This window comes from Phormidium tenue FACHB-1052 (genome assembly GCF_014696675.1).
Classification (GTDB): domain Bacteria; phylum Cyanobacteriota; class Cyanobacteriia; order Phormidesmidales; family Phormidesmidaceae; genus Nodosilinea; species Nodosilinea tenuis_A.
The window spans coordinates 238,766-259,214 of record NZ_JACJQN010000002.1; the positions used below are offsets into that span (position 1 = coordinate 238,766).

Here is a 20,449-nt window from a genome sequence, read left to right on the forward strand (position 1 = left end):
TCAACTTCGGCTCATGCTCTAGCCTCGCTCCGGTGACTGCTTTGTCGTCTCTGCCTGTTGATTTCGATACCGCCACCATTGCTGGCACTGCTCTTTGGGCGATCGCGCTGTATTGGGGCTTTTCGCCCTTAGCCGACCGAGTAATTTCAGCTTTTGAGAACTGGCTAGGCGAAGACTCTCCAGCGGCATCTTTGCTGAGCGTTTTGCCGTTTTTAGCGGTGGGTGGGTTAGCCCACTATGGACTCACGCTATCGCTGGGTGGCAGCTGGGCTGTGAGCTTGGGGGTGCTGGCTGCGATGGGCTGCGGCGTGTATGAGCTAGGCCGCCGAGACGGTCAGGCCTCTGAATAGAGCTACGGTTAATCTGCTCCGTATGAGTTGTCTGGATTCAGCGGTTTGGCCGTGGGTTACGGTTTTTTCTGCACATTCTTCAAAGATTTACATTGGCAATGTTTTGATGCGATCGCGTCTTTATAGAGCTGAGCAGACGGAACTAAAATTGACCTCAGAAAGTCAAATAAGTGAGCAATGCGGGGTATTCTACCGACAAGAGCATCGCCTTAAAGATTTTTTAAAACGAACGATTACTAAATTTATGAGTGATTCTGACTCTGCCCCCGAAAACAACAGCTTGAAATCACTGCTGATCAAAGGGCTAGTCGGTGGTGTCGCGTTGATTGGCACTACTGCTATCCCAATCGTAGTGCAGCGTTCTTTGGAAGCCCCACCTGTCTCTCCGGCTGGCTCGGCTGCAACGGTTCCAGTCGCTCCAACCCAACTTTCTCCCGTGCCCGATTCATCGCAGGTAAACTCTGCTGCGACTTTCTCGGTCACTGATGAAGATCAAGAAGAGAATTCGTCTGATGAAAAAGGCAAAAAGAAACGTGATAACGACTAAAAACTCAGCGCTGTTGAAACACCCGCTAGCACGTCGGTAGCGAGTTAGTCACAAACGTGAGGTGGCGGCAGCAGGAAACCAGACAGCGCCAACGAAAAGCTGTTTATTAGGAAACTCTGGCCCGAGTAAAGCGGCTATTTTCTACCTGCTTGGCGTGTAGCTGTCGTTAAATGAGGTTAAAAAAACTCAGGCTTTGGTTCTTTCCCCTGGATGATGAATCTAGAGTCAAACAGCGGGAGTAGGATATTGCCATTCTATGAAACCTAAGCAATTTATCCTTTTGGGGCTTCCGGGTGTGGGGGCTGAGGCGCAGGCGATCGCATTGGCCGAGCGCTGGCAAGTTCCCCATATTTCTATGGGGGAGCTGGTGCGTGGGGCGATCGCCGCTGAGACTGCGATTGGCATTGAGGCCCGACCCTACGTAGATGCAGGCGAGCTGATTCCCGATGCACTGGCCATAAAGCTGATCCGCAAGCGGTTTGAGCAGCCCGATACGATGCTAAAAGGCTGGGTTTTGGATGGGTTTCCGCGCACGCTGGCCCAAGCCCAGGGGTTTGATGAGTGGTGGGCCGCAGTGGGGCAGCCTCCAGCGACGGTGGCCTACCTCAAAGCGCCGCCTGAGTTTTTAATCATTCGCCTCTTGAACGAAACCAGCGAAAAACCACCAATTTCTGCTATTCGAGAGCGTTTAGAGAGTTTTCAGCGGTCGTTAGAGCCGTTGCTTGAGCACTATCAACAGCGATCGCAGCTCGCCACTATCAATGCCAGCCTGTCGTTTGCGGAGGTGGCCAGCGCATTGGCCCAGCTCGGCCAAGAAGACACAGGTGCGGCTAAACTGATTCGCGATGAAGCCGAACTCGATGCGCTGTTGGCCAGTGAACCACTGCTGGTGGTCGATTGCATGGCATCTTGGTGTGGCTCTTGTAAACAGGTGACGCCTGCGATCGACAAGCTGGCCGAGGCCTATGGTAATTCGGTCATGGTTAGAAAAATTGACTTTGACGCCAATCGGCAGATCACCAAGCGATTTGAGCTAAAGGGCATCCCGGCAGTGATGTTCTTTAAAGATGGCGAACGGCTAGAGACTCTAACTGGCGTCAAGTCTTATCAGGAATACAACGCGGCGGTAACTCGTTTGTTGGCCCGAAGCTAAACGCGGAGAAACTTTGCAGCGGAATGAGACGGTTTCGGTATGGGTGTAATATCCCTGCATCTCCTGACCGCAACCGTTATGCAGTGCTTCACGCCTATGGGTTCATCCAACGACATTCCCAAAGAACTCCTTGCACGTTCTTTATCGGATTGTGAGATCGTTCTACCGTATCCAGATGTCATTGCGACCATTCATCGCTTACCAGAGTTTGGCCTTCGTTTACTTGGCTGGGAGGGTTGGCTTCGGTATCCTGATAGCCGCTGTGGTCATTCTGCGCGGCATCAGGGCACAGTCGATCTTTCAAATATATCTATGCAAGGGGCAATGGAACTTTGCATTCGCACGATTGAGCAGGCACACGCCGAAGCGAAGCGCGAGCCAGAGGCAGCGGAGCTTTATTTTTGTATTATGGTCAACGCCGCCTGACCTTACGCCGTCGCGAGTTCGGTCATTGCGCTTTGGTTGCAATCCACACGTGTCGCGGGCCGAGTCGCTGAGCCCAGGTCGTTAGGCTAATTCTCGGTGGCGGAAGCAGTCTAGTGTGTGGTCGTTGACCATGCCTGCTGCCTGCATGTAGGCGTAGCAAATGGTGGTGCCCACAAATTTAAAGCCGCGCTGCTTGAGGTCTTTGCTCATGGCATCGGAGGCGGCGGTGCGAGTCGGGGCATCAGCTAGGGTCGGCCAAACATTTTGCACGGTTACGCCATCGACAAATTGCCAAATGTAGCGATCGAAGCTGCCGAAGGTTTCTTGTACCTTAAGAAACGCCTGGGCGTTGAGGGTAGCGGCGGCAATTTTGAGCCGGTTGCGCACAATGCCCGCGTTTTGTAAAAGCTCTTGATGCTTGATCTCGTCGTAGCCAGCAACGATCGCAGGGTCAAAGCCATCGAAAGCGGCGCGGAAGTTTTCGCGCTTGCGCAGAATGGTGATCCAGCTCAGCCCGGCCTGGAAGCCATCGAGAATGATGAACTCGAAGTGTTTGGCGTCGTCGTGCAGCGGCACCCCCCACTCGGTGTCGTGGTAGGCGATTTCAATGGGGTCGGCATGAACCCAGCCGCAGCGGGGTAGGGCGTCGGGGGTGGGGAGCATGGGCTATGGCGGAAAACGATCAATGCAATTGTACTGGTTTAGGCGGTGCGATGGTCAACGATTGTCTAGGGCCATACTTCCTTCCCTAAACAATCCCAACCCTGAGCGCCATGACTCCAGATTCATCGCTAGTATGGAAAATGTCCTTGCGTTTAGAGAGCACCCATGTCTACCGCTGCGCCCCCCATCCAGCCTCAGGCCATGGATGACATTAAACACGGTCTGCCCGTCACCATCATCACCGGCTTTTTGGGCAGCGGCAAAACTACCCTGCTTAACCACATTTTGGCCAACCAGGAAGGGCTCAAAACCGCCGTGCTGGTGAACGAGTTTGGCGAAATCGGAATCGACAACGACCTGCTGATCGCCACCGAAAACAGTGACGACACCATGGTCGAACTCAGCAACGGCTGTATCTGCTGCACCATCAACAACGACTTGATGGAAGCGGTGTACAAAGTGCTGGAGCGCCAGGACAAAATTGACTATTTAGTAGTGGAAACCACGGGGCTAGCTGACCCGCTGCCCATCGCCCTGACCTTTTTGGGCACCGAACTGCGCGACATGACCCGGCTCGACTCGATCGTCACCGTGGTGGATGCTGAGAACTACAGCCTAGATCTCTTCAACAGCCAGGCCGCCCACAACCAGATTGCCTACGGCGACATTATCTTGCTCAACAAGGCCGACCTGGTTGATGACGCCGATCTCGATCTGCTGGAGGTCAAAATTCGCGACGTCAAAGAGGGCGCTAGAATCCTCCGCACCACTAAGTCGCAGGTGCCGCTGCCGCTGATTCTTAGCGTGGGGCTGTTTGAGTCTGATAAATACTTCGGCAGTGACAGCGCCGAGGCTGAGCACGACCATCACGGGCACGATCATCACGACCACGAGGCCCACGATCACGCCAATTGTGACCACGACCACGGCCACTGTGAGCACGACCACGATGATCATGACCACGCTCACAGTCATGCCCACGGACACCACTCTGACCACTTGGCCATCGATGGGTTTACGTCGCTGTCCTTTGCCAGCGATCGCCCCTTTGCCATTCGCAAATTTCAGCACTTTCTTGACAACCTGCTGCCCGAGTCGGTGTTTCGGGCCAAGGGCATTCTCTGGTTTGACGAAAGCCCCAAGCGCCATATCTTTCACCTCAGTGGCAAGCGCTTTTCCCTCGACGATGACCAGTGGAAGGGCGAACCCAAGAATCAGCTGGTGCTGATCGGCCAGGGGCTAGACCACGATACCCTGCGCGAACAGCTCAACGCCTGTTTGGGGATTCCTTCCCCGAAGCGGGGCCAGGGGTTTGGTAAATAGAGGAAAACAAAGCCTATGAAGCGTCGAAAGTTTAACAATCTGCTGGCGCTGGGGCTGCTGGCAGGTTCTCTGCCGGTGGCGATCGCCGCCTGCCAGTCTGACTCCACTTCCGAAACTGGGGCAGACGCCGATGGCGGGTTTGTTCCCTTGGGCACGGTCGCTGACCTCGATGCCCAGGGCAGCCTGTCCAACGAAAATTTGCAGGGCAAAAATCTGGCGGTCATCCGCGACCCCGACGCTCCAGATACTCTAATTGCCGTAAGTGCGGTCTGCACCCACGCAGGCTGCACCGTGGCCTGGAATGGCGAACAAAGCCTGTTTGCCTGCCCCTGCCACGGCAGCAACTTTAACCCAGACGGCACCGTTGACTCTGGGCCGGCGCGGGATCCTCTAGAGACCTTTGAGGCCAAGGTTGAGGGCGATCAGGTGTTGGTCAAGGTTTAGGGTGTCTGGTTTAGGGTTTAAGGGCTAACCCAAATTTTGCGCCTTTACCCTCTTTTCTCTGTTGCCTCATCGTCCCCCGTTCGCAGGAGGCTTAGGCTATGACCGACAAAGGAGCGCAACTGCATATCGACTGCCTCGCCTGCCAGATATTGGCGGGCGCGCAGCCGGTACCCGGTGGCACCATCGCCGAGAACCCCTGGTGGGTGGCTGACCACTGCGTTGGCCCCTACGGTCTAGGGTCGGTGGTGGTCAAAACCCGCACCCACCGTGAAAACCTGTGGGAGTTGTCGATGGCTGAGTCAGCCTCGATGGGGCCGTTTTTGCAGCAGATGTCGGAGGCGATCGCCCTAGCCATGGCCGCAGAGCGAGTCTACGTCAGCCTCTGGGTCGATCAACCCCCCTACCACGTTCACTTTGTGCTGCAACCCCGCTACCCCGACGGTCACCATCCCGAAGAATTGGGGCTTAAGGGTCTAGAGCTACAGGTGTTTCGCACTCTGGGTAAGCCCCCTAGCGAGGCCGAGATGGCCGAGGCTGCCGATCGCATCCGCACCGTGTGGCAGCAGAAGTTTTCTCCCCAGGCGTCGTGCGAGTCGTAGTGCAGCGAGTGACGGCTTCTAGCGTCACCGTAGATGGCGAAATCGTAGGCAAAATTGAGCGGGGACTGACCCTGCTGGTGGGCATTGCTCCTACCGACACCGCCGCCGAACTGGGCTGGATGGCGCGTAAATGTCTCGATCTACGGCTGTTTCCGTCGCCGGGTAGCGACCGTTGGGATCGCTCCGTGCAAGAGATTCAGGGCGAGATTTTGGTGGTCAGCCAGTTCACCCTCTACGGCGACTGCCGCAAGGGACGGCGACCTTCCTTCGATGGAGCGGCACCGCCAGCCCAGGCCGAAGCGCTGTACGACGATTTTGTGACTCTGCTCCGGGATAGTGGATTGCGAGTCGAAACCGGCAAATTTGGCGCAATGATGCAGGTCGAAATCCACAACGATGGCCCAGTGACGCTGCTCTTGGAGCGAGAAGCCCCAGCGTAGAGACCCCAAGGGTTCTGCGGCAGCTCTGGTCTGCTAACCCGCAAACCCTGGCTAGAACCCTGGGGTCTGCCTGGTTAAGGATTCAACACCTGTGCTGCTGTCAGCGCCTTGGCTGGGGCTAATTCGGTCAATAGGGTTGAGGCGATTTCCGCTGCTCCCTCAAAGGTCTCTGTTTCGTACAGGCCTTCTACCAGGGTTAGCACCGTTACCCGCTGAGCAATTGGGTCTACAATCCAATACTCGGCAATGCCACGGGCTTCGTACTGCGATCGCTTGTAGCGATAGTCACGGTCAATGTTTTTCTTCCCAGGCGATACGACCTCTACCACTAACCGGGGCGGCGGCATGTCGATGGTGACGGTGGAGCGGGGGGCGTTTTCTAGGGCGATCGCCAGTTCGTCTGACAGCACCATCAGGTCGGGCAAGCGCACCGTAGCCCGTGATCCCAACACCGACACCTCAGTTTTCATCGTCAGATATTGAGGGAGCAGGCCCGCCTGCAAAAAGTAAGCCAGCAGAGCCATGGCGACGCGACGATTCAGCTCACTCTCGGTGGGCATAGCGATCAGTTCCCCATTTTCTAGCTCGTAGCGGGTGTCGGTGCCATCGTCGTAGGCAAAAAAGTCGTCAAGACTCATAAGAGTGGCGGCAACGGTCACGGTGTTTTGCCCTCCAACAGAACGTGCCTGAGCTTCTATTATCGCAGCATAGAATTGAGGGCCAACGACACAAGACCTATGGTGATGCATTTAGCTACGAACACACTGCCGATCGATCCTGGTGAAAGCCTATGTACCCCTACGCGACGGTGACTGATTCGGGCAGCACCATGCGGTAGCCCATACCCCGCACGGTTTCGATCGCCCCGCTGCCCAGCTTTTTACGCAGATAGCCCACATAGACATCGACAATGTTAGAGCCGGGATCATAGCCGTAGCCCCAGGCCAGATCGAGGAGCTGCTCGCGGCTGAGCACCTGCCCGGCGTGGCGCATAAAGGTTTCGGTGAGAATAAATTCGCGCGCCGATAGCTCGATGGGTTGCCCACTCACCTGCACCTGGCGAGTCATTAGATCGAGCACTACGGGGCCGACGGTGAGGGTGGTTTTGGCGGCATCGGCGGGTGCCTGGGCCGATCGCAGCCGGGCGCGAATGCGGGCCAGCAGTTCTTCAAAGCGAAAGGGCTTGGTGACGTAGTCGTCGGCCCCGGCCTCTAGACCAGTGACTTTGTCGTAAAGGTCGTCGCGGGCGGTGAGCAAAATAATCGGTTTGGTAAAGCCCTGGCCGCGCAGCGCCTCTAGCACTGTCATGCCGTCGCGATCGGGTAGACCCAGATCGAGAATTATCAGGTCAAATTCGCCGTCGAGGGCCAAGGCAATGCCGGTTTCGCCATCAGCACCGTGGGTGGTGATAAAGCCGTTGGCCTGGAGCCCTTTTTCTAAAAAGGAAACGATGCGGGGTTCGTCTTCAATAATGAGAAGGCGGCTCATAGATGGGGTTCCGGGAGCGGTTTGAGGGGCAAAACCAGGGTAAAGGTAGCGCCCTGATCGGGCTGACTGGCGAGCTGAATAGTGCCGCCGTGGGCCTGCACGATCGCCTGCACAATCGCCAGCCCCAGGCCAGAGCCATCGGAGCGGGTGTAGCGACTCTTGCCGCGCACAAAGCGCTGAAAAATACGAGTTTGATCGGCCAGGTCGATGCCTTCGCCGCTGTCGCGCACCCAGAGGTTTACCTGGTGGCGGTGTCTGCTTGAGCCCAGAGCAATGGTGTCACCGATGCGGGTGTGCTGGGTGGCGTTTTGTGCCAGATTTACGATTGCCTCGGTGAGGCGCTGGCGATCGCCCACAATCTGCCCATCGCCCACCGCCTCAAGCTGCCAGCGGCGATCGCCCAGGGCAGTAATTTTGGCATACAGCTCTTCGGTAAACGCTGTCAGATCAATCGGTTCGGGAAACAAAAAGTCAGGCCGCTCGGCTTTGGCCAGCAGCATTAGCTCGTCGATGAAACGGCTCATGCGATCGAGTTCATCAATCACAATGTCGAGGGTTTCCTGCTGCTCTTGGGGGGTAGTGCCCATCAGCTCCAGGTGGCCGCGAATGATGGTGATTGGGGTACGCAGCTCGTGGCCCACGTCGTTGAGCAGCTGCCGTTGGCTGTTGAAGGTGCCCTCAATGCGATCGAGCATGTCGTTGAAGGTGCGGGTGAGTTCGGCAATGTCGCCCGCCGACCTATCGAGGGGAATGCGCTCAGTCAGGTTTGACTCGGTGATCGAGCGGGCCGTTTGACTCAGCAGCCGCAGGGGTGCCAGCACCTTGCCCGCCGCCAACCAGGCCAGGGCGGAGGCGATCGCCAGTACCACCAGCGACACCTGGGTAATAATGAGCACCGACTCGGTCACTTCGGCGCGATCGCGGCTGATCATGTGGGTGACCACAAACATGCCCCTCACCTCCCCCGCCGCTGTAATGGGTTCGGCCAGGTAGAGCACCGTGCCCGAGAGGGTCGTTTCACCATCTTGCTCCGGCAGAGTTAAAGCTTCCCACTGCTGCATGAGGGAGCTGTCGGGGCGCAGAGCCACTGGTAGCGCCAGCGAACTGGCCTTATAAAACTGGCCATCGACAATGGCTAGCAGGTACTCGTTGTCTTCTGGGACATTGCGCGACAGAAATACGTCAAAAATTGCCTTGATGTCATTACCAAAGGGCTGTCCGGTCTCCGGATTTCTGCCGTTGCGCAGCTGCCGAAACTCTTCTACCTCCTGGTAAAGCGACTGCTCAACCCGCTCTTCTAGTCGCGACAGCAAAATTTGCCGCACCGCCAACACCGAAGCCACGCTCGAAATCACCATTAGCAGCAGGTACCACAGCAAAATGCGGGTGCGGGCTTCTCCCCACATCTGCCGCCAGCCGCCGGGGGCATGGGGCGTTGGGGGAAGTTTCGGTAAGGCAGGAGGTTTCAACGTTGGTTTTTGCTCAACATCACGAACTCAGCCCCACCCCATCGTTAGATGGCTACATCCGGGTCTAGTGGAGGACAGTAGACCGCTATCTAACTGGTGAAGGATTCACCGCAGCAAAAGTTCCTGCTCTCAAAGGCTGGGCCATGTGTTGGCATGCCCAATGTGTGGCCTTACTCACTATTGTTCTAGCATGTTGGCCAAGCGAGTTTCGCTCAGGCTCAGCAGCGCCTCGGTGTGGGGCCGACGGTTAGGAATGCGGGTGCTGATGTGAATATGCCGCACCAGGGTCAGCACGGTGTAGAGATCAATTTCTCGGGCGGTGGTCGCTAGGGCTGATTTCCCGGTGGAGGGGTCAGAATTGGCGCTGAGGTATGTTTCTCGAAGGGCGACTTCGCGATCGCGCAGCGCCGTCGCATCCCCCAACTCCCGCAGGCTTTGCTCGGTGATGTGGGCGATGAAGTTACCAATGTCCACCGCTGGTGATCCCAGGCAGTAGAGGTCGAGATCGACCAGCCAGAGGCGCTGTCCCCCTGGGTCGTCAGCGTCGATGAGAATTTGGTCGGCGTAGAAGTCGCGGTGGATGCCGGTGTGAGGGGGTGGGAGAGTGGGAGGGTGGGAGAGTGGAGGGGAGAATTGGGTGACGAGGCGATCGCAGGCCGCTAAGACATGCTCAATGCGGGTGGCCCAAGGGGGATGTCGCTCGGCGACTTGGGGCAGGCGATCGCGAAGAATGGCTAGCTCGTCGGCGAGGGTGTGGGTTTTAGCGGTGGTTACGGGGGTGTGGTGGAGTTTGTGGGCCAGGGTGGCAATGCGCTGTGCTAACGCAATTCCTTGCTCGGTTGGCAGCAGTTGGGTGGCGGGAATGCCGGGCACTTTGCGCTGGAGGGTCATGTGCCAGTCGGGCACCAGCCCCAGGGGTTCGGGAATGGAGAAGCGATCGCCACTGTCCGCAGCCCAACCGTTTCTCCACAGGGCTTGCTGCACCTGGTAGCTGGCCACATCAGTGCCCTTAGCGCGAAGCTTGCCCAGTACCGTGAGGGGGCCGGTGACAGTCTCGGCATGGTATTCCACCAGGGCGCGGCGGCCTAGCTTGTGGCGCACCAGAGTAGCCGCCGTCACCTGGACCAAACTGGGAATAGCGTTCTGAAGCTGAACCTGGGCCTGCCCTGGGTCTAAGGCTTTTTCTAAAAACGGAATTTTTGAGTCGAGCATGGTCAGAATGCCCCTACCGCGACACCATAGAAGACTCATCCCGCAGGGCCGCCTGCATGCGAAATAGGGTGGCGTAGGGGCCATTTCGGGCCAGGAGTTCTCGATGGCTACCCTGTTCGACCATGCGGCCCTGCTCCAAATAGATCACTTGATCAGCCTGAGTGGCCAGGGAGAGATCGTGGGTGATCAGAAACGTGGTGCGCCCCTGGGCCAGCCGTTTGAGGGCGGCGACTACGGCTTGCTCGTTAGCGCTGTCGAGGCCGGTGGTGGGCTCATCCAAAATCAGAATAGGGGAAGGGCGCAGGGCGGCACGGGCGATCGCAATCCGCTGCCGCTGCCCTCCCGACAGGGTCGCTCCCCGCTCGCCCACGGGGGTGTCGTAGCCCTGGGGTAGAGCGGCAATAAAGTCGTGGGCGTTGGCTAGGCGGGCGGCGGCTTCAACTTCGCTCTGGCTAGCTCCAGCCACACCGTAGGCAATGTTTTCGCGAATGGTGGCGGCAAACAGCAGGCTCTCTTGCAGCACTACGCTGATCTGGGGTCGCAGGCTGTCGAGGGTGTAGTCGCGCAGGTCGTGGCCGTCGATGAGAGTGCGCCCGGCGGTGGGATCGTAAAGGCGCAGCAGCAGGCTCATCAGGGTAGACTTGCCGCTGCCGGAGGGGCCGACGACGGCGACCTGCTGCCCCGGCTGTACGGAAAGGTTGAGTCCTTTGAGCACGGGCTGACCTGGTTCGTAGGCAAACCAGAGATCCTCCAGTCGCACGGCCCCAGCAAAGATGGGGGCGGGGCGGGCATGGGGGCGATCGCACACTTCCGGCTCGGTTTCCATCACGTTCAAAATCCGTTCCCCTGAGGCGGCGGCCTTGGCCAGTCGCCCCGTATATTTGGCAAAATTCTGCACCGGCTTAAAGGCGTTCTTGAGGTAGCTCAGAAACACCAGCACATCCCCCGGCGACAGGGCGTCTTGAATCACCAGCCGAGCGCCAAACCACAGCACCAGGGCAGTGCCCAAAGCAATTACCACATCGACGGTGCGCTCCAGGTGGGCGGCGAGGCGTTTGGTTTCGACCACGTCGTCTAGGCTGCGCTGGTTTTGCTCAGCAAAGACAGCGGCAAAGGCATTCTCCAGTGACAGCGCCTGCACCAGCTTAATTGCCGCCAGAGATTCTGCTGCCGTCGCTGCCACCGCCCCCTCCTGCTTGCGCTGCTGGAGCGAGGCACTGCGAATGCGTTTGCTAAACCGAGTCGCCGCCAGCCAAAACAGCGGAAAGGTGACCGTTGACAGCAGCGCCAGTCGCCAGTCGAGCCACACCATCACCACCACCATGCCCACCAGGGTCAGCAGGCTCGACACCAGGGGCAAGGCAGCAGTAATCAGCACCTCCTGCATGCGGCTGGCGTCGCCGCTGACCCGCACAATCAGGTCGCCGCTGCGGGCCTGGCTGTGGTAGCCCAGGGAGAGCCGCTGAAGGTGGCGATAGAGCCGGTTACGCACCTGGGTCATGACTCGGCTGCTAGCGATCGCCAAACTCACCGTATTCCAGTAGGTCGCCAAGGCACGCAGCCCAGTCAACACCACGATCGCCACCACCGCTGCCACCAGCAGCAAAGCCGGATCCCATCCTGCTAACGGTGTCGCATCGTCGCTGCGGGCGGGCACCAACACATAGTCAAAGATCACCTTCATGGGCCAGGGTTCAAGCACCCGCAGCCCCACATCGGCCAATAGGGCAAGCCCAGAGACCGTCAACAGCGGCCACTGGGGCCGAATTAGTGGCCAAAAGTATTGGCCAAATTGCCAAAGGCCAGGAACAGCTTGAGTGAGGGAGGAAGAGCGATCCATGGCGGGAGTAAGGGGTGGGGAGTGAGGGGAAAGTGATCAATGTCGCAGGGTCGAGTGTCGCCCCCAAGCCCATTGGCAAAACAGAGGTTTAAACCGATGATCGGCTAATCCTTTCCGCTGGGTCCAGGGCGGCGGAACGGCCCTGGTCGAGGGGGCCTGGGGCCAGCGAAATGGCCCCAGCGGTAGGTCTGGCTTCCTTGAAGCAATCTCTGTCATCGATTCAGGAGTGGTGCATTGCTGCGCTAATGCACCCTACGGGTTGGGAACGGGCGATCGCCAGAATTTTCTCAGCCACCGCATCCCAAGTGTGGTGGGCCAGAATATGCTGCCGCGCCGCCTGGCCTAAGGACCGCCGCCGACTGGGTGAACTCCATAGATCTTCCAAAGCCAGGGCCAGAGCGATGTCGTCCCCAGGGGGGCGGAGCAGCCCGGTAACGTTGTTCACCACCAAATGCCGCAGCTGACCAATATCGCTCACTACCACCGGCAGCCCCGCCGCCATATACTCCACCACCTTGAGGGGGGAGAAATAAAAGTCGGTGCTGTCTGGGTAGGGGGCAACGGCCACATCCATCTGGGTCAGCAGGGCAGGGATTTGCTCAGGGGAAACGGCTCCGGTCAGGCGGGTAGCTGAGGTTAGCTGCCGCTCAGTGAGCTCGGCTTCTAGGGAGGCCCGCTTCGGCCCGTCGCCAACGATCAGCAGGCAGGCCTGGGGTACTCGGCGGTGAAGGTGCTCAAAGGCGTTGACCAGGTGAGTTAGGCCGTGCCAGGGCTTGAGCGAACCCACAAACCCGACGGTAAACGCGTTGTGCGATCGCATCCCCAGCCGCGCCTGAGTAAAGCGATGGTGATTAACCCCATTGGGGATGACGGTAACGCGATCGCCTACACCCCAGCCTGCCAGGTAGGCCTGAATTTCTGCCGAGACGGCAATTAGCCCGCTGGCGGCGCGAAAGGCGCGGTGGGCGATCTGTTCTGCCAGGTCTCGATGCACTAGCCCCCGGTGCTGGGCCTGCTCGTCAATCAGCGGCGCGTTGACCTCCAGCAGTGCGGGGGTGCCGGTGGCCTGGGTCAGTTCCAGGGCGCTATAGCTCCAGAGCGAATAGCGCTCGTAAATCAGGTCAAAGGGGCCAGTGCGCTCTAGCTCAGCCCGCAGAATTGGGTTGAGGGCGATCGCCGCCTGTTCGCGCTGGGCTGGGTCACCCTTGGGCACCGGCGGTAGCTGGTGCAGGGGAACCTCGGTGAGATCGGCGGGGGGAGAGCCGCCAATCCGTACCGCAAACAACTCCACGTTGGCCCCTTGGCGGCGCAGGGCGCGAATTACCTCCTGCACATGGATGGAGCAGCCCTTTTGGCCAAACACCGGAATGCCCGGATCGGCGCAGATATAGGCAATCCGCATGGTTACACCTCCTGAAGCTGGGGAGCGGGCTGAAAGTGCGATCGCAGCTCGGCGGCGTTGCGGGCAATGTCAAACTCGGCCTCGATCAGCGATCGCGCCTGGGCCGCCACCGAGTCTCGCAGCGCACCATCCATCAACAGCCGTCGCAGCGCTGCCGCCAGACCGGCGCTATCCCCTTGATCTACCAAGAGCCCCGTGTCGCCATGGCGAATAATTTCAGGAATACCGGTGACATCGGTGGCGACGCAGGGAGTGCCCAGGGCCATCGCTTCTAGTAGCGCCGTCGGTAGCCCGTCACGGTTGCCGTCGCTGCCAATCACGTAGGGCGCGGCGAAAACCGCTGCTTGCTGCATGAGGCCAAAAACCTCCTGCTGGGGGCGTGGACCGAGGATATCAACCCAGTCGTCGAGGTGCAGGGCTTGAATCTGCGATCGCAGCTCCCTCTCCAGCGGCCCGGTACCCACAATTTGGCAGCTAAACTCGACTCCCCACTGGCGTAGCAGAGCGCAGGCGTCGATCAGATGGGTCAGACCTTTCTTTTCTACCAAACGGCAAACCGAGAGAATGGTGGGCGATCGCTCCGTCGGAGCTTGATAGCGCAGCTCCGACAGATCCATGCCGTTGTAGATGCGTCGTACCCGGCTGGCATCGGCCCCAAACTGCTCACGCAGATAGGCCACGTTGTAGTCGCTCACCGTTACCACCGAGGCGGCATCCCGCAGCTTGCGGCGCAGATCGTCAGGGTCTACCGATTCGTGAAAAATATCCTTAGCGTGGGCGGTAAAGCTGTAGGGCACCTCGGCAAAGTGGGCCGCCAGCCGAGCCACGCTGGTGGCGACGCTGCCAAAGTGGGCATGCAGGTGGGTAATGCCGCGCTGGCGAATCTCCTGGGCTAGCCACACCGCCTGGTACACCACGCTAGAGCGCTCCTCAGCGGCATAACTCAACTTGCCCCACAGGTCAGGTAAGACCTGGGCTGCTTCCTTTAGCTCTGACCAGAAGTAGGTGGCTGCGTTGGGGTTGAGCGTATCAATCGAGGGATTGCGGCGACCGCGATCGGGCTTTTGTAGATAGGTGACCGAAGCTCGCACGCGGGCAATTTTGTCTTGAAAATGGGTATCCGACGGTGGACGTAGGGCAAAGATGTGAATCTCGATACCCGCCGCCTCGTGGGCCAAAATTTCGTTAACGATAAAGGTTTCTGAGTAGCGTGGGTAGCGTTTAACAACGTAGGCAATGGGAGACATGGGGCGTAAACGGGAGGATGGGCGAGATTGAGGGCGATCGCAGCAGGTCTGAAGATAGCAACCCCAAGGCAGAATTACGATGCCTGAAGGGTGGGCATGGCAGGCTTGACTAAGAGCTGCTCCAGGTCAGCCACTAGGTTTTTGAGGCCGTCGAGATTAATCGCAGGGCGCGCAGCGGCGTTGGCAATGGGTTGGTGCAGCCAGTGGGTCAGGGTTTGAGGGCTGAGCTGGGTAGGGTGCAGCATGTCGATCAGACCTTTTCGACTAAGGCGATCAGCCCGAATCCACTGCTCTTGGCGGGGGCTAATGCGGGGCACCACCAGAGCTGGCTTTTGGTAGGCCAAAATTTCGCAGGTGGTGTTGTAGCCACCCATCGCCACTACTCGGCTGGCCCGCTCTAGCAGCAGGGTGGGCTCCGCTAGGTAGCTGACCAAGCGCAGGCGAGGGTTAGCCTGCGCTAGCGCCTGTAGATGCCGCTGAGCTTCCGCAGGCATAAAGGGGCCGGTCAGCAAAACGCCTATGGTGTTTTCGGGAAAAGTGGCTTGAGCAAAAGCTTCGGCCAGGGTAGCACCATCTTGACCGCCGCCTACCTGGCACAGCACTAGCTCGTAGTCAGGCTTGGGGTCAGCTAGGGCAACGCCGGGCAGCCCGAGCTGCTGAATCTGGGCGCGGGCGGCAGCATTCACGTGTCTGGCCCGATCGCGGGAATCGAGGTAGCCCAGGGGACGCATCTTTTCAGTAATGTCGGCGGGAAAACGGTATTCGCGGCGGGGGTCGTAGATAGTTGGGTCGCCGTAGATCCATACGGTGTCGTAGTAGCGGCGAATGGCGGTGATATTCTCAGCCCGTTTCCAGTCGCGGCGCACGGTAGCGGGGGTATCGAGCACATCCCGCAGGCCCAAAATGCAGCGGGTCGAGCGACGGCGCAGGTACTCCAGCGTGGCATCGAGTTCTCGCACGGCCCCGCGGGGGACGTTGTCCACAATCAGCGCGTCGGGCCGAAAGTTTTTGACGGCAGCGAGAATGAGCTGCGATCGCAGTTGCACAATCTCCTGTAGCTCTAAGTTGAGCCGCCGCGCCGCGTATTGCCCGTCGGCATTTTTGTATAAAGCAGGGAGCGTCAGTGTGTCAATGCCATCGGGCACAGACATAGCATTGGCATCGCCCATACCGCTAATTAGCAAGATATCGACCGCTAGTCCAGCGCTGCCCAAGGCCTGGGCAATCAGCAGATTCCGGCGCTTGTGGCCCAACCCCATGGTGTCGTGAGAATAGAGCACAACCCGCGATCGCGGCCCCCGAGCCGGAGAGGATGGCGCTGAGGTAGGCTCCGCGTTCGGTGCAACCGTGCCCAAGGCAATCGCGGGGTTCGGCGACGCTGGCACCAGGGTTGTCATAGTTTTTTGAATTCGATGTGGTGAGCGCAAAACAGCCTCCTCAGGTATTAGAGCTAGTCACTGGCCTTAAACTGAGCTTAATGACCACAAAAAAGCTAAAAATGTTTCAAAATTACTGAATTATGCTTATATTTGCCCATAAATGACCTTTAAAGCTGGCACCTCCATAATCAGCATGACGCCTTTGTTTAAACACCCTGTGAAAGTTCTATGAGACCTTTCTCATGAACGGGAAGACCAATTTCTCCGAGTTAGGACAGTGGTCGTTTTCAACCAGGGTTGCTAAAGTAAACATGCTTTGATTTTTGTAAAGAAATTATTAATAAAAATGTCGGATTGTACCTAACGCAAATTCACCGCTAGCGGTGAGGAGTTTCTGGAGTCTATGTCTGCGATCACCATTTTTTGCGATTTTGACGGCCCTATTGCCGATGTCTCCGAGCGCTATTACGCCACCTACCGCCAGGGTTTAGCGTGGGTGCAGGCCAACGCTAAAGCGCAAGGCAATCCAGTTACCGTGCGCTATTTGTCAAAATCACAGTTTTGGACTTTCAAGCAAAACCGAGTGCCCGATCGGCAGATCGCCCATTGGTCCGGGTTAGATGGGGCTAACATCGATGCCTTCTTGGCGCAGGTGAGCCACATCGTCAACCAAACGGCTCTGCTCGACCACGACCAAGTGCAACCCCAGGCGCGGGCTGGCTTAGACCTTCTGCGCCAGTGCCGGGTACGGGTGGTGCTCGTCACCCTGCGCCCTCCCAATCAGGTGATGGACTTTCTAGACCAGCACGATCTCCGCTGGGCCATTAGCGATCTCTACGGCATGCCCCAGGTCGATGCCGCCTACACCAACCAGGCCAGCCACAAGGTAGAGCGGCTGCAGGCAGCGATCGCTACCCAGCAGCGCCAGGGCTACGATCTTCGTCAAAGCTGGATGGTGGGTGATACCGAAGCCGACATCATGGCTGGTCAAACCCTTGGCATAGAGACAGTGGCCGTTACCTGCGGCATTCGCAGCAGCAGCTATCTCCAGGGGTTTCGTCCAACCCATCTGATGCCCGACCTGTGGACAGCCTGCCAAAAACTCCAGCAGCGAGTCACCCTAGGTGGGCGCACTTAGAAATTCCTATACAACCTAATCGGGTTCTATCGAGCTAAATTAGCCTGTAGCTGCGGTTCTAAAGGAAGACTTGGATCAATTTGAAGCGTGCTTAGCATATCTGTCGAGCTAGCATTGCGATCGCCGTTGCTCCAAACCAGTTGGCGACTGCCGGCGGCCAGGGCAATAGACTGGCCGCCAGCAGAGGTGAGCAAAATCGTCGCTACTTGGGGTAGAGAAACAGCGCGATTCTGACTTAAATCCTCGTTCCAAGTCGGTTCTCGTTTCTGAGATGCCACAAACTTTACGCTGCGTGAATCGCGGCCTGCCTCTGGGTTGACCTCCGCTAGAGCATGCATCACCCGGGCTGGATCTCGCAGGGTGTCTGCTTGAGGAACCCACAGGGCTGCGGCAAATCCCTGCTTCAGGGCGTAGGTGTAGAGCGACGCTGCCGCTACTACCGCTTGCTCAAAGCTCTCTTCATTCCAGCGCGCAGTAGTGTTGAGGGCAATCAAAATTTCTCGACTGGTGGTGATGCTTTCTAGCTCGCGCACCCGCAGTTCGCCGTAGCGGGCGCTAGTGCGCCAGTGGATCAACCGGGTTGGGTCGCCCCAGCGGTAGGGACGCAGCGATCGCGTCACCCCCTGAGTGTCGGCCTTGGCTAATGGGCTGTAGCGCCAGTGCTGACCCTGGCGCTGGCCAATGGTGTCCAGTAGGGGGCAGCGTTTTAGGGGCAACACCTGAGGATAGACCACGGCTGTGGCAGCAGCGGGCATTGTGCGCCGACACCAGAACAAGCCCAAGGGGGCCGCTGTGCGCAGATCGATCGTTGACCAGCGGTAAACGCCCCGCCGAGTGGTTGGTACTGCATACCGCCAGGTGTGGCTTTGCCCTGGAGGCAGAGCGCCCAGGGCATGTACCGCTACAGCCCCCAGCCGCGAGGGCACAGGATCGATGATTTGAAACAGCCCTTTGCTCTGGCGCTGGGCGTTGCGAACCCGTAGCTCGATGTCTAGCGGTGTCCCGGCGGTAACCGCTGCAATGGGCGATCGCGTTACCACAAGCCCTTGCAAGTTCCGGGGTGGTAGCACTGCCGCAATCAGCAGCAGCGCCAGCATCACGCCGCTAATCACATACAGCCAGCCTGCCAGAGTATTAGTCGCCGCCGCAAAAAAGAACAGCGCCAGTCCTAGCAAAATCCATCCCACGTAGGCTGGGTTAACCCAGCGATGCTCTAGCCACTGCGTAAACCGTTTCAAACCTATTTCCCCTAATATGCGTGCCGCTAATGACTATGCTTCAGCGTACCCAGCCGCTCCGGCGACCCAGCGCTTCTATAAACCAAAAGCGTCTACATCCTAGTGCTCTGCCAGAGGCAGGCGAGATGTAAACGCTTTTGGCAAAGCTAAGCGAAGACTTAGCTCAGCTGAGGTATCTGCCTAGCTCTCTTAGCGTTTGAGCAGCTCCATACCGGGCTGCTGCAACACCGACGGCTTAGCGCTTGACCAGCTTCTTAGACAGCTTGCGCAGGCGGATAGACTCAGGCGTGATTTCCACTAGTTCGTCTGAGCTAATGTACTCCAGGGCCCGCTCTAGGCTCATATCTATTGGAGTCTGGAGCTGCACCAGTTCATCGCCGCCAGCGGCGCGGTGGTTAGTGAGCTGCTTGCTCTTACAGATGTTGAGTTCGAGATCCTGGTTGCGGTTGTGCTCGCCCACAACCATGCCCTTGTAGACCTTGGTACCAGGGGTGATGAAAAATACCCCTCGGTCTTCAGCATTCTTGAGGGCATAGAAGGTAGCTACCCCTTCTTCAAAGGAAATCAGCACTCCATTGCGGCGTGCCTCAATCTCACCACAGAGGGGACGATAGTCTGAGAAGCTGTGGTTCATAATGCCTGCACCGCGAGTCAGACGCATAAACTCACCGCGGAAACCAATCAGCCCCCGCGCTGGGATCACAAATTCCAGAGTGGCGCGGCCATCGCCCATCACCCGCATATCTTGCATCTCACCCCGGCGCTGGCCAAGGCGCTCCATACAGCCACCGACACCCTCCTCTGGCACGTCGAGCACCAGCAGCTCGTAAGGTTCGCAGGGCTGGCCGTTAACTTCGCGGTAAATCACCTGCGGCTGGGTCACCTGAAACTCATAGCCCTCACGGCGCATGGTCTCTATCAAAATACCCAAGTGCAGCTCACCTCGGCCCGACACTGAAAAGCGATCGGGAGAGTCAGTCGGCTCGACTCGCAGTGCTACGTTAGTCTCAAGCTCACGCATGAGGCGATCGCGCAGCTGTCGTGAGGTGACAAAGGTGCCCTCCTGCCCCGCAAAGGGTGAGTCGTTAACCACAAAGGTCATCTGTAGGGTCGGCTCATCTACCTTAATCAGCGGCAACGCTTGGGGGTTAGTGGGGCAGGTAATGGTTTCACCGATGTTGGCATCGGCAAAGCCCGCTACCGCCACAATGTGGCCCGCCGAGGCGCTTTCAATCTCAATGCGCCGTAGGCCATCAAAACCCAGTAGTTTGGAGATTTTGGACTTGACCAAGGTGCCATCTTCTGTCACCAGAGCGGCCTGCTGCCCGGCTTTGATTACCCCATTGTGAATTTTGCCAATCACAATACGGCCCAGGTACTCGGAGTAGTCGAGGGTTGTCACCTGAATTTGTAGGGGCTTTTCAGGATCGCCAATCGGGGGCGGCACATGGTCGAGAATGGCTTCAAACATCGGCTTCATGTCGATGCCTTCGTCTTCGACCTTGTTCTTGGCGTAGCCCGATATCCCTGAGGCAAACAGGTAGGGAAACTCACACTGATCGTCGTCGGCCCCTAACTCAATAAATAGATCCAGCACCTTATCAACCGAACCGTGGGGATCAGCCTGGGGGCGGTCGATCTTGTTGACTACCACAATGGGGCGCAGCCCTTTCTCCAGGGCTTTCTTGAGCACAAACCGAGTCTGGGGCATGGGGCCTTCGTTGGCATCCACAATCAGAATGCAGCCATCAACCATGCCCAGCACCCGCTCCACCTCGCCACCAAAGTCGGCGTGGCCAGGGGTGTCGATGATGTTGATCAACGTCTCACCGTAGTGAACGGCGGTATTCTTAGAAAGAATGGTGATGCCCCGCTCACGCTCTAGGTCGTTGGAGTCCATCACGCAGTCAATTACGGCTTCCCCTTCGCGAAATATGCCGGACTGCCTTAGCAGGGCATCTACTAGAGTGGTTTTGCCGTGGTCAACGTGGGCAATAATTGCAACGTTGCGAATGGGAAGCGTCATAACTGTGTAAAACCTTGGCGACAATAAGCGGGCGACGAAACTACCCCAGAGCGCCAAACGTAAGG

The 20,449-nt window shown here is 58.1% G+C and carries 20 protein-coding genes; 9 read left to right on the forward strand and 11 right to left on the reverse strand.

Annotated elements, in window-relative coordinates:
• The first annotated feature begins 32 nt into the window (after window positions 1-32).
• The 4 genes from H6G07_RS04975 (at window position 33) to H6G07_RS04990 (ending at window position 2,476) form a co-directional block, all read left to right on the forward strand.
• Window positions 33-350, forward strand: coding sequence for a hypothetical protein (locus tag H6G07_RS04975; protein WP_073607274.1), 318 nt, complete (start codon window positions 33-35; stop codon window positions 348-350).
• A 22-nt stretch (window positions 351-372) separates the two neighbouring features.
• On the forward strand, window positions 373-897 hold the full coding sequence (locus H6G07_RS04980; protein ID WP_139296931.1) for a hypothetical protein: 525 nt from the start codon (window positions 373-375) through the stop codon (window positions 895-897).
• Between the two features lie 256 nt (window positions 898-1,153).
• Entirely contained in the window at window positions 1,154-2,050 is an 897-nt protein-coding gene (locus H6G07_RS04985; RefSeq protein ID WP_073607272.1) for a nucleoside monophosphate kinase, read from the forward strand.
• Window positions 2,051-2,146: 96 nt separating this feature from the next.
• On the forward strand, window positions 2,147-2,476 hold the full coding sequence (locus tag H6G07_RS04990; protein ID WP_073607483.1) for a hypothetical protein: 330 nt from the start codon (window positions 2,147-2,149) through the stop codon (window positions 2,474-2,476).
• Between the two features lie 81 nt (window positions 2,477-2,557).
• Here H6G07_RS04990 and H6G07_RS04995 read toward each other — a convergent pair whose 3' ends face one another.
• Entirely contained in the window at window positions 2,558-3,139 is a 582-nt protein-coding gene (locus tag H6G07_RS04995) for a DNA-3-methyladenine glycosylase I (RefSeq protein WP_073607271.1), read from the reverse strand.
• A gap of 165 nt (window positions 3,140-3,304) precedes the next feature.
• Here H6G07_RS04995 and H6G07_RS05000 point away from each other — a divergent pair, with 165 nt between their 5' ends.
• The 4 genes from H6G07_RS05000 (at window position 3,305) to dtd (ending at window position 5,945) form a co-directional block, all read left to right on the forward strand.
• Entirely contained in the window at window positions 3,305-4,462 is a 1,158-nt protein-coding gene (locus H6G07_RS05000) for a CobW family GTP-binding protein (RefSeq protein ID WP_073607270.1), read from the forward strand.
• Window positions 4,463-4,477: 15 nt separating this feature from the next.
• A complete protein-coding gene (locus H6G07_RS05005; RefSeq protein WP_073607269.1) occupies window positions 4,478-4,906 on the forward strand; it encodes a QcrA and Rieske domain-containing protein in 429 nt (142 codons plus the stop codon).
• Window positions 4,907-5,004: 98 nt separating this feature from the next.
• A complete protein-coding gene (locus H6G07_RS05010; protein ID WP_073607268.1) occupies window positions 5,005-5,505 on the forward strand; it encodes an HIT family protein in 501 nt (166 codons plus the stop codon).
• A complete protein-coding gene (gene dtd / locus H6G07_RS05015) occupies window positions 5,493-5,945 on the forward strand; it encodes a D-aminoacyl-tRNA deacylase (protein ID WP_073607267.1) in 453 nt (150 codons plus the stop codon). Before H6G07_RS05010 ends, dtd begins: the two co-directional genes overlap by 13 nt.
• Window positions 5,946-6,019: 74 nt before the next feature.
• Here the strand turns inward: dtd and H6G07_RS05020 are convergent, their stop codons facing one another.
• The 8 genes from H6G07_RS05020 to H6G07_RS05055 all read right to left on the reverse strand — a co-directional run bounded on the left by H6G07_RS05020 (window position 6,020) and on the right by H6G07_RS05055 (window position 16,000).
• Window positions 6,020-6,604 carry a Uma2 family endonuclease gene (locus H6G07_RS05020; protein ID WP_216277838.1) on the reverse strand — a complete coding sequence of 195 codons (585 nt, stop codon included), beginning with the start codon at window positions 6,602-6,604 and terminating at the stop codon, window positions 6,020-6,022.
• A gap of 139 nt (window positions 6,605-6,743) precedes the next feature.
• Window positions 6,744-7,433, reverse strand: coding sequence for a response regulator transcription factor (locus H6G07_RS05025; RefSeq protein WP_073607265.1), 690 nt, complete (start codon window positions 7,431-7,433; stop codon window positions 6,744-6,746).
• On the reverse strand, window positions 7,430-8,902 hold the full coding sequence (locus H6G07_RS05030) for a sensor histidine kinase (protein ID WP_242026634.1): 1,473 nt from the start codon (window positions 8,900-8,902) through the stop codon (window positions 7,430-7,432). The genes H6G07_RS05025 and H6G07_RS05030 overlap by 4 nt, the downstream gene beginning before the upstream one ends.
• Before the next feature lie 177 nt (window positions 8,903-9,079).
• Window positions 9,080-10,114 carry a phosphotransferase family protein gene (locus tag H6G07_RS05035; RefSeq protein ID WP_073607263.1) on the reverse strand — a complete coding sequence of 345 codons (1,035 nt, stop codon included), beginning with the start codon at window positions 10,112-10,114 and terminating at the stop codon, window positions 9,080-9,082.
• 13 nt (window positions 10,115-10,127) lie between these two features.
• Window positions 10,128-11,954, reverse strand: a complete 1,827-nt coding sequence (locus tag H6G07_RS05040; protein WP_073607262.1) for an ABC transporter ATP-binding protein — start codon at window positions 11,952-11,954, stop codon at window positions 10,128-10,130.
• A 220-nt stretch (window positions 11,955-12,174) separates the two neighbouring features.
• Window positions 12,175-13,356: a glycosyltransferase family 4 protein gene (locus H6G07_RS05045; protein ID WP_073607261.1), complete on the reverse strand. Its 1,182-nt coding sequence runs from the start codon at window positions 13,354-13,356 to the stop codon at window positions 12,175-12,177.
• 2 nt (window positions 13,357-13,358) lie between these two features.
• Window positions 13,359-14,603 carry a glycosyltransferase family 4 protein gene (locus tag H6G07_RS05050; RefSeq protein WP_073607260.1) on the reverse strand — a complete coding sequence of 415 codons (1,245 nt, stop codon included), beginning with the start codon at window positions 14,601-14,603 and terminating at the stop codon, window positions 13,359-13,361.
• A gap of 74 nt (window positions 14,604-14,677) precedes the next feature.
• A complete protein-coding gene (locus H6G07_RS05055; RefSeq protein ID WP_073607259.1) occupies window positions 14,678-16,000 on the reverse strand; it encodes a glycosyltransferase family protein in 1,323 nt (440 codons plus the stop codon).
• A gap of 385 nt (window positions 16,001-16,385) precedes the next feature.
• Between H6G07_RS05055 and H6G07_RS05060 the strand changes: the two genes are divergently transcribed.
• The gene (locus H6G07_RS05060) at window positions 16,386-17,120 is read left to right on the forward strand and encodes an HAD family hydrolase (RefSeq protein WP_084172891.1); all 735 of its coding nucleotides are present in this window, start codon (window positions 16,386-16,388) and stop codon (window positions 17,118-17,120) included.
• A gap of 26 nt (window positions 17,121-17,146) precedes the next feature.
• Here the strand turns inward: H6G07_RS05060 and H6G07_RS05065 are convergent, their stop codons facing one another.
• Together H6G07_RS05065 and typA are read right to left on the reverse strand one after the other, a co-directional pair.
• Window positions 17,147-18,358: a DUF58 domain-containing protein gene (locus H6G07_RS05065; RefSeq protein ID WP_199311916.1), complete on the reverse strand. Its 1,212-nt coding sequence runs from the start codon at window positions 18,356-18,358 to the stop codon at window positions 17,147-17,149.
• Between the two features lie 235 nt (window positions 18,359-18,593).
• Window positions 18,594-20,384, reverse strand: a complete 1,791-nt coding sequence (gene typA, locus H6G07_RS05070) for a translational GTPase TypA (RefSeq protein ID WP_073607257.1) — start codon at window positions 20,382-20,384, stop codon at window positions 18,594-18,596.
• Window positions 20,385-20,449: the final 65 nt, after the last annotated feature.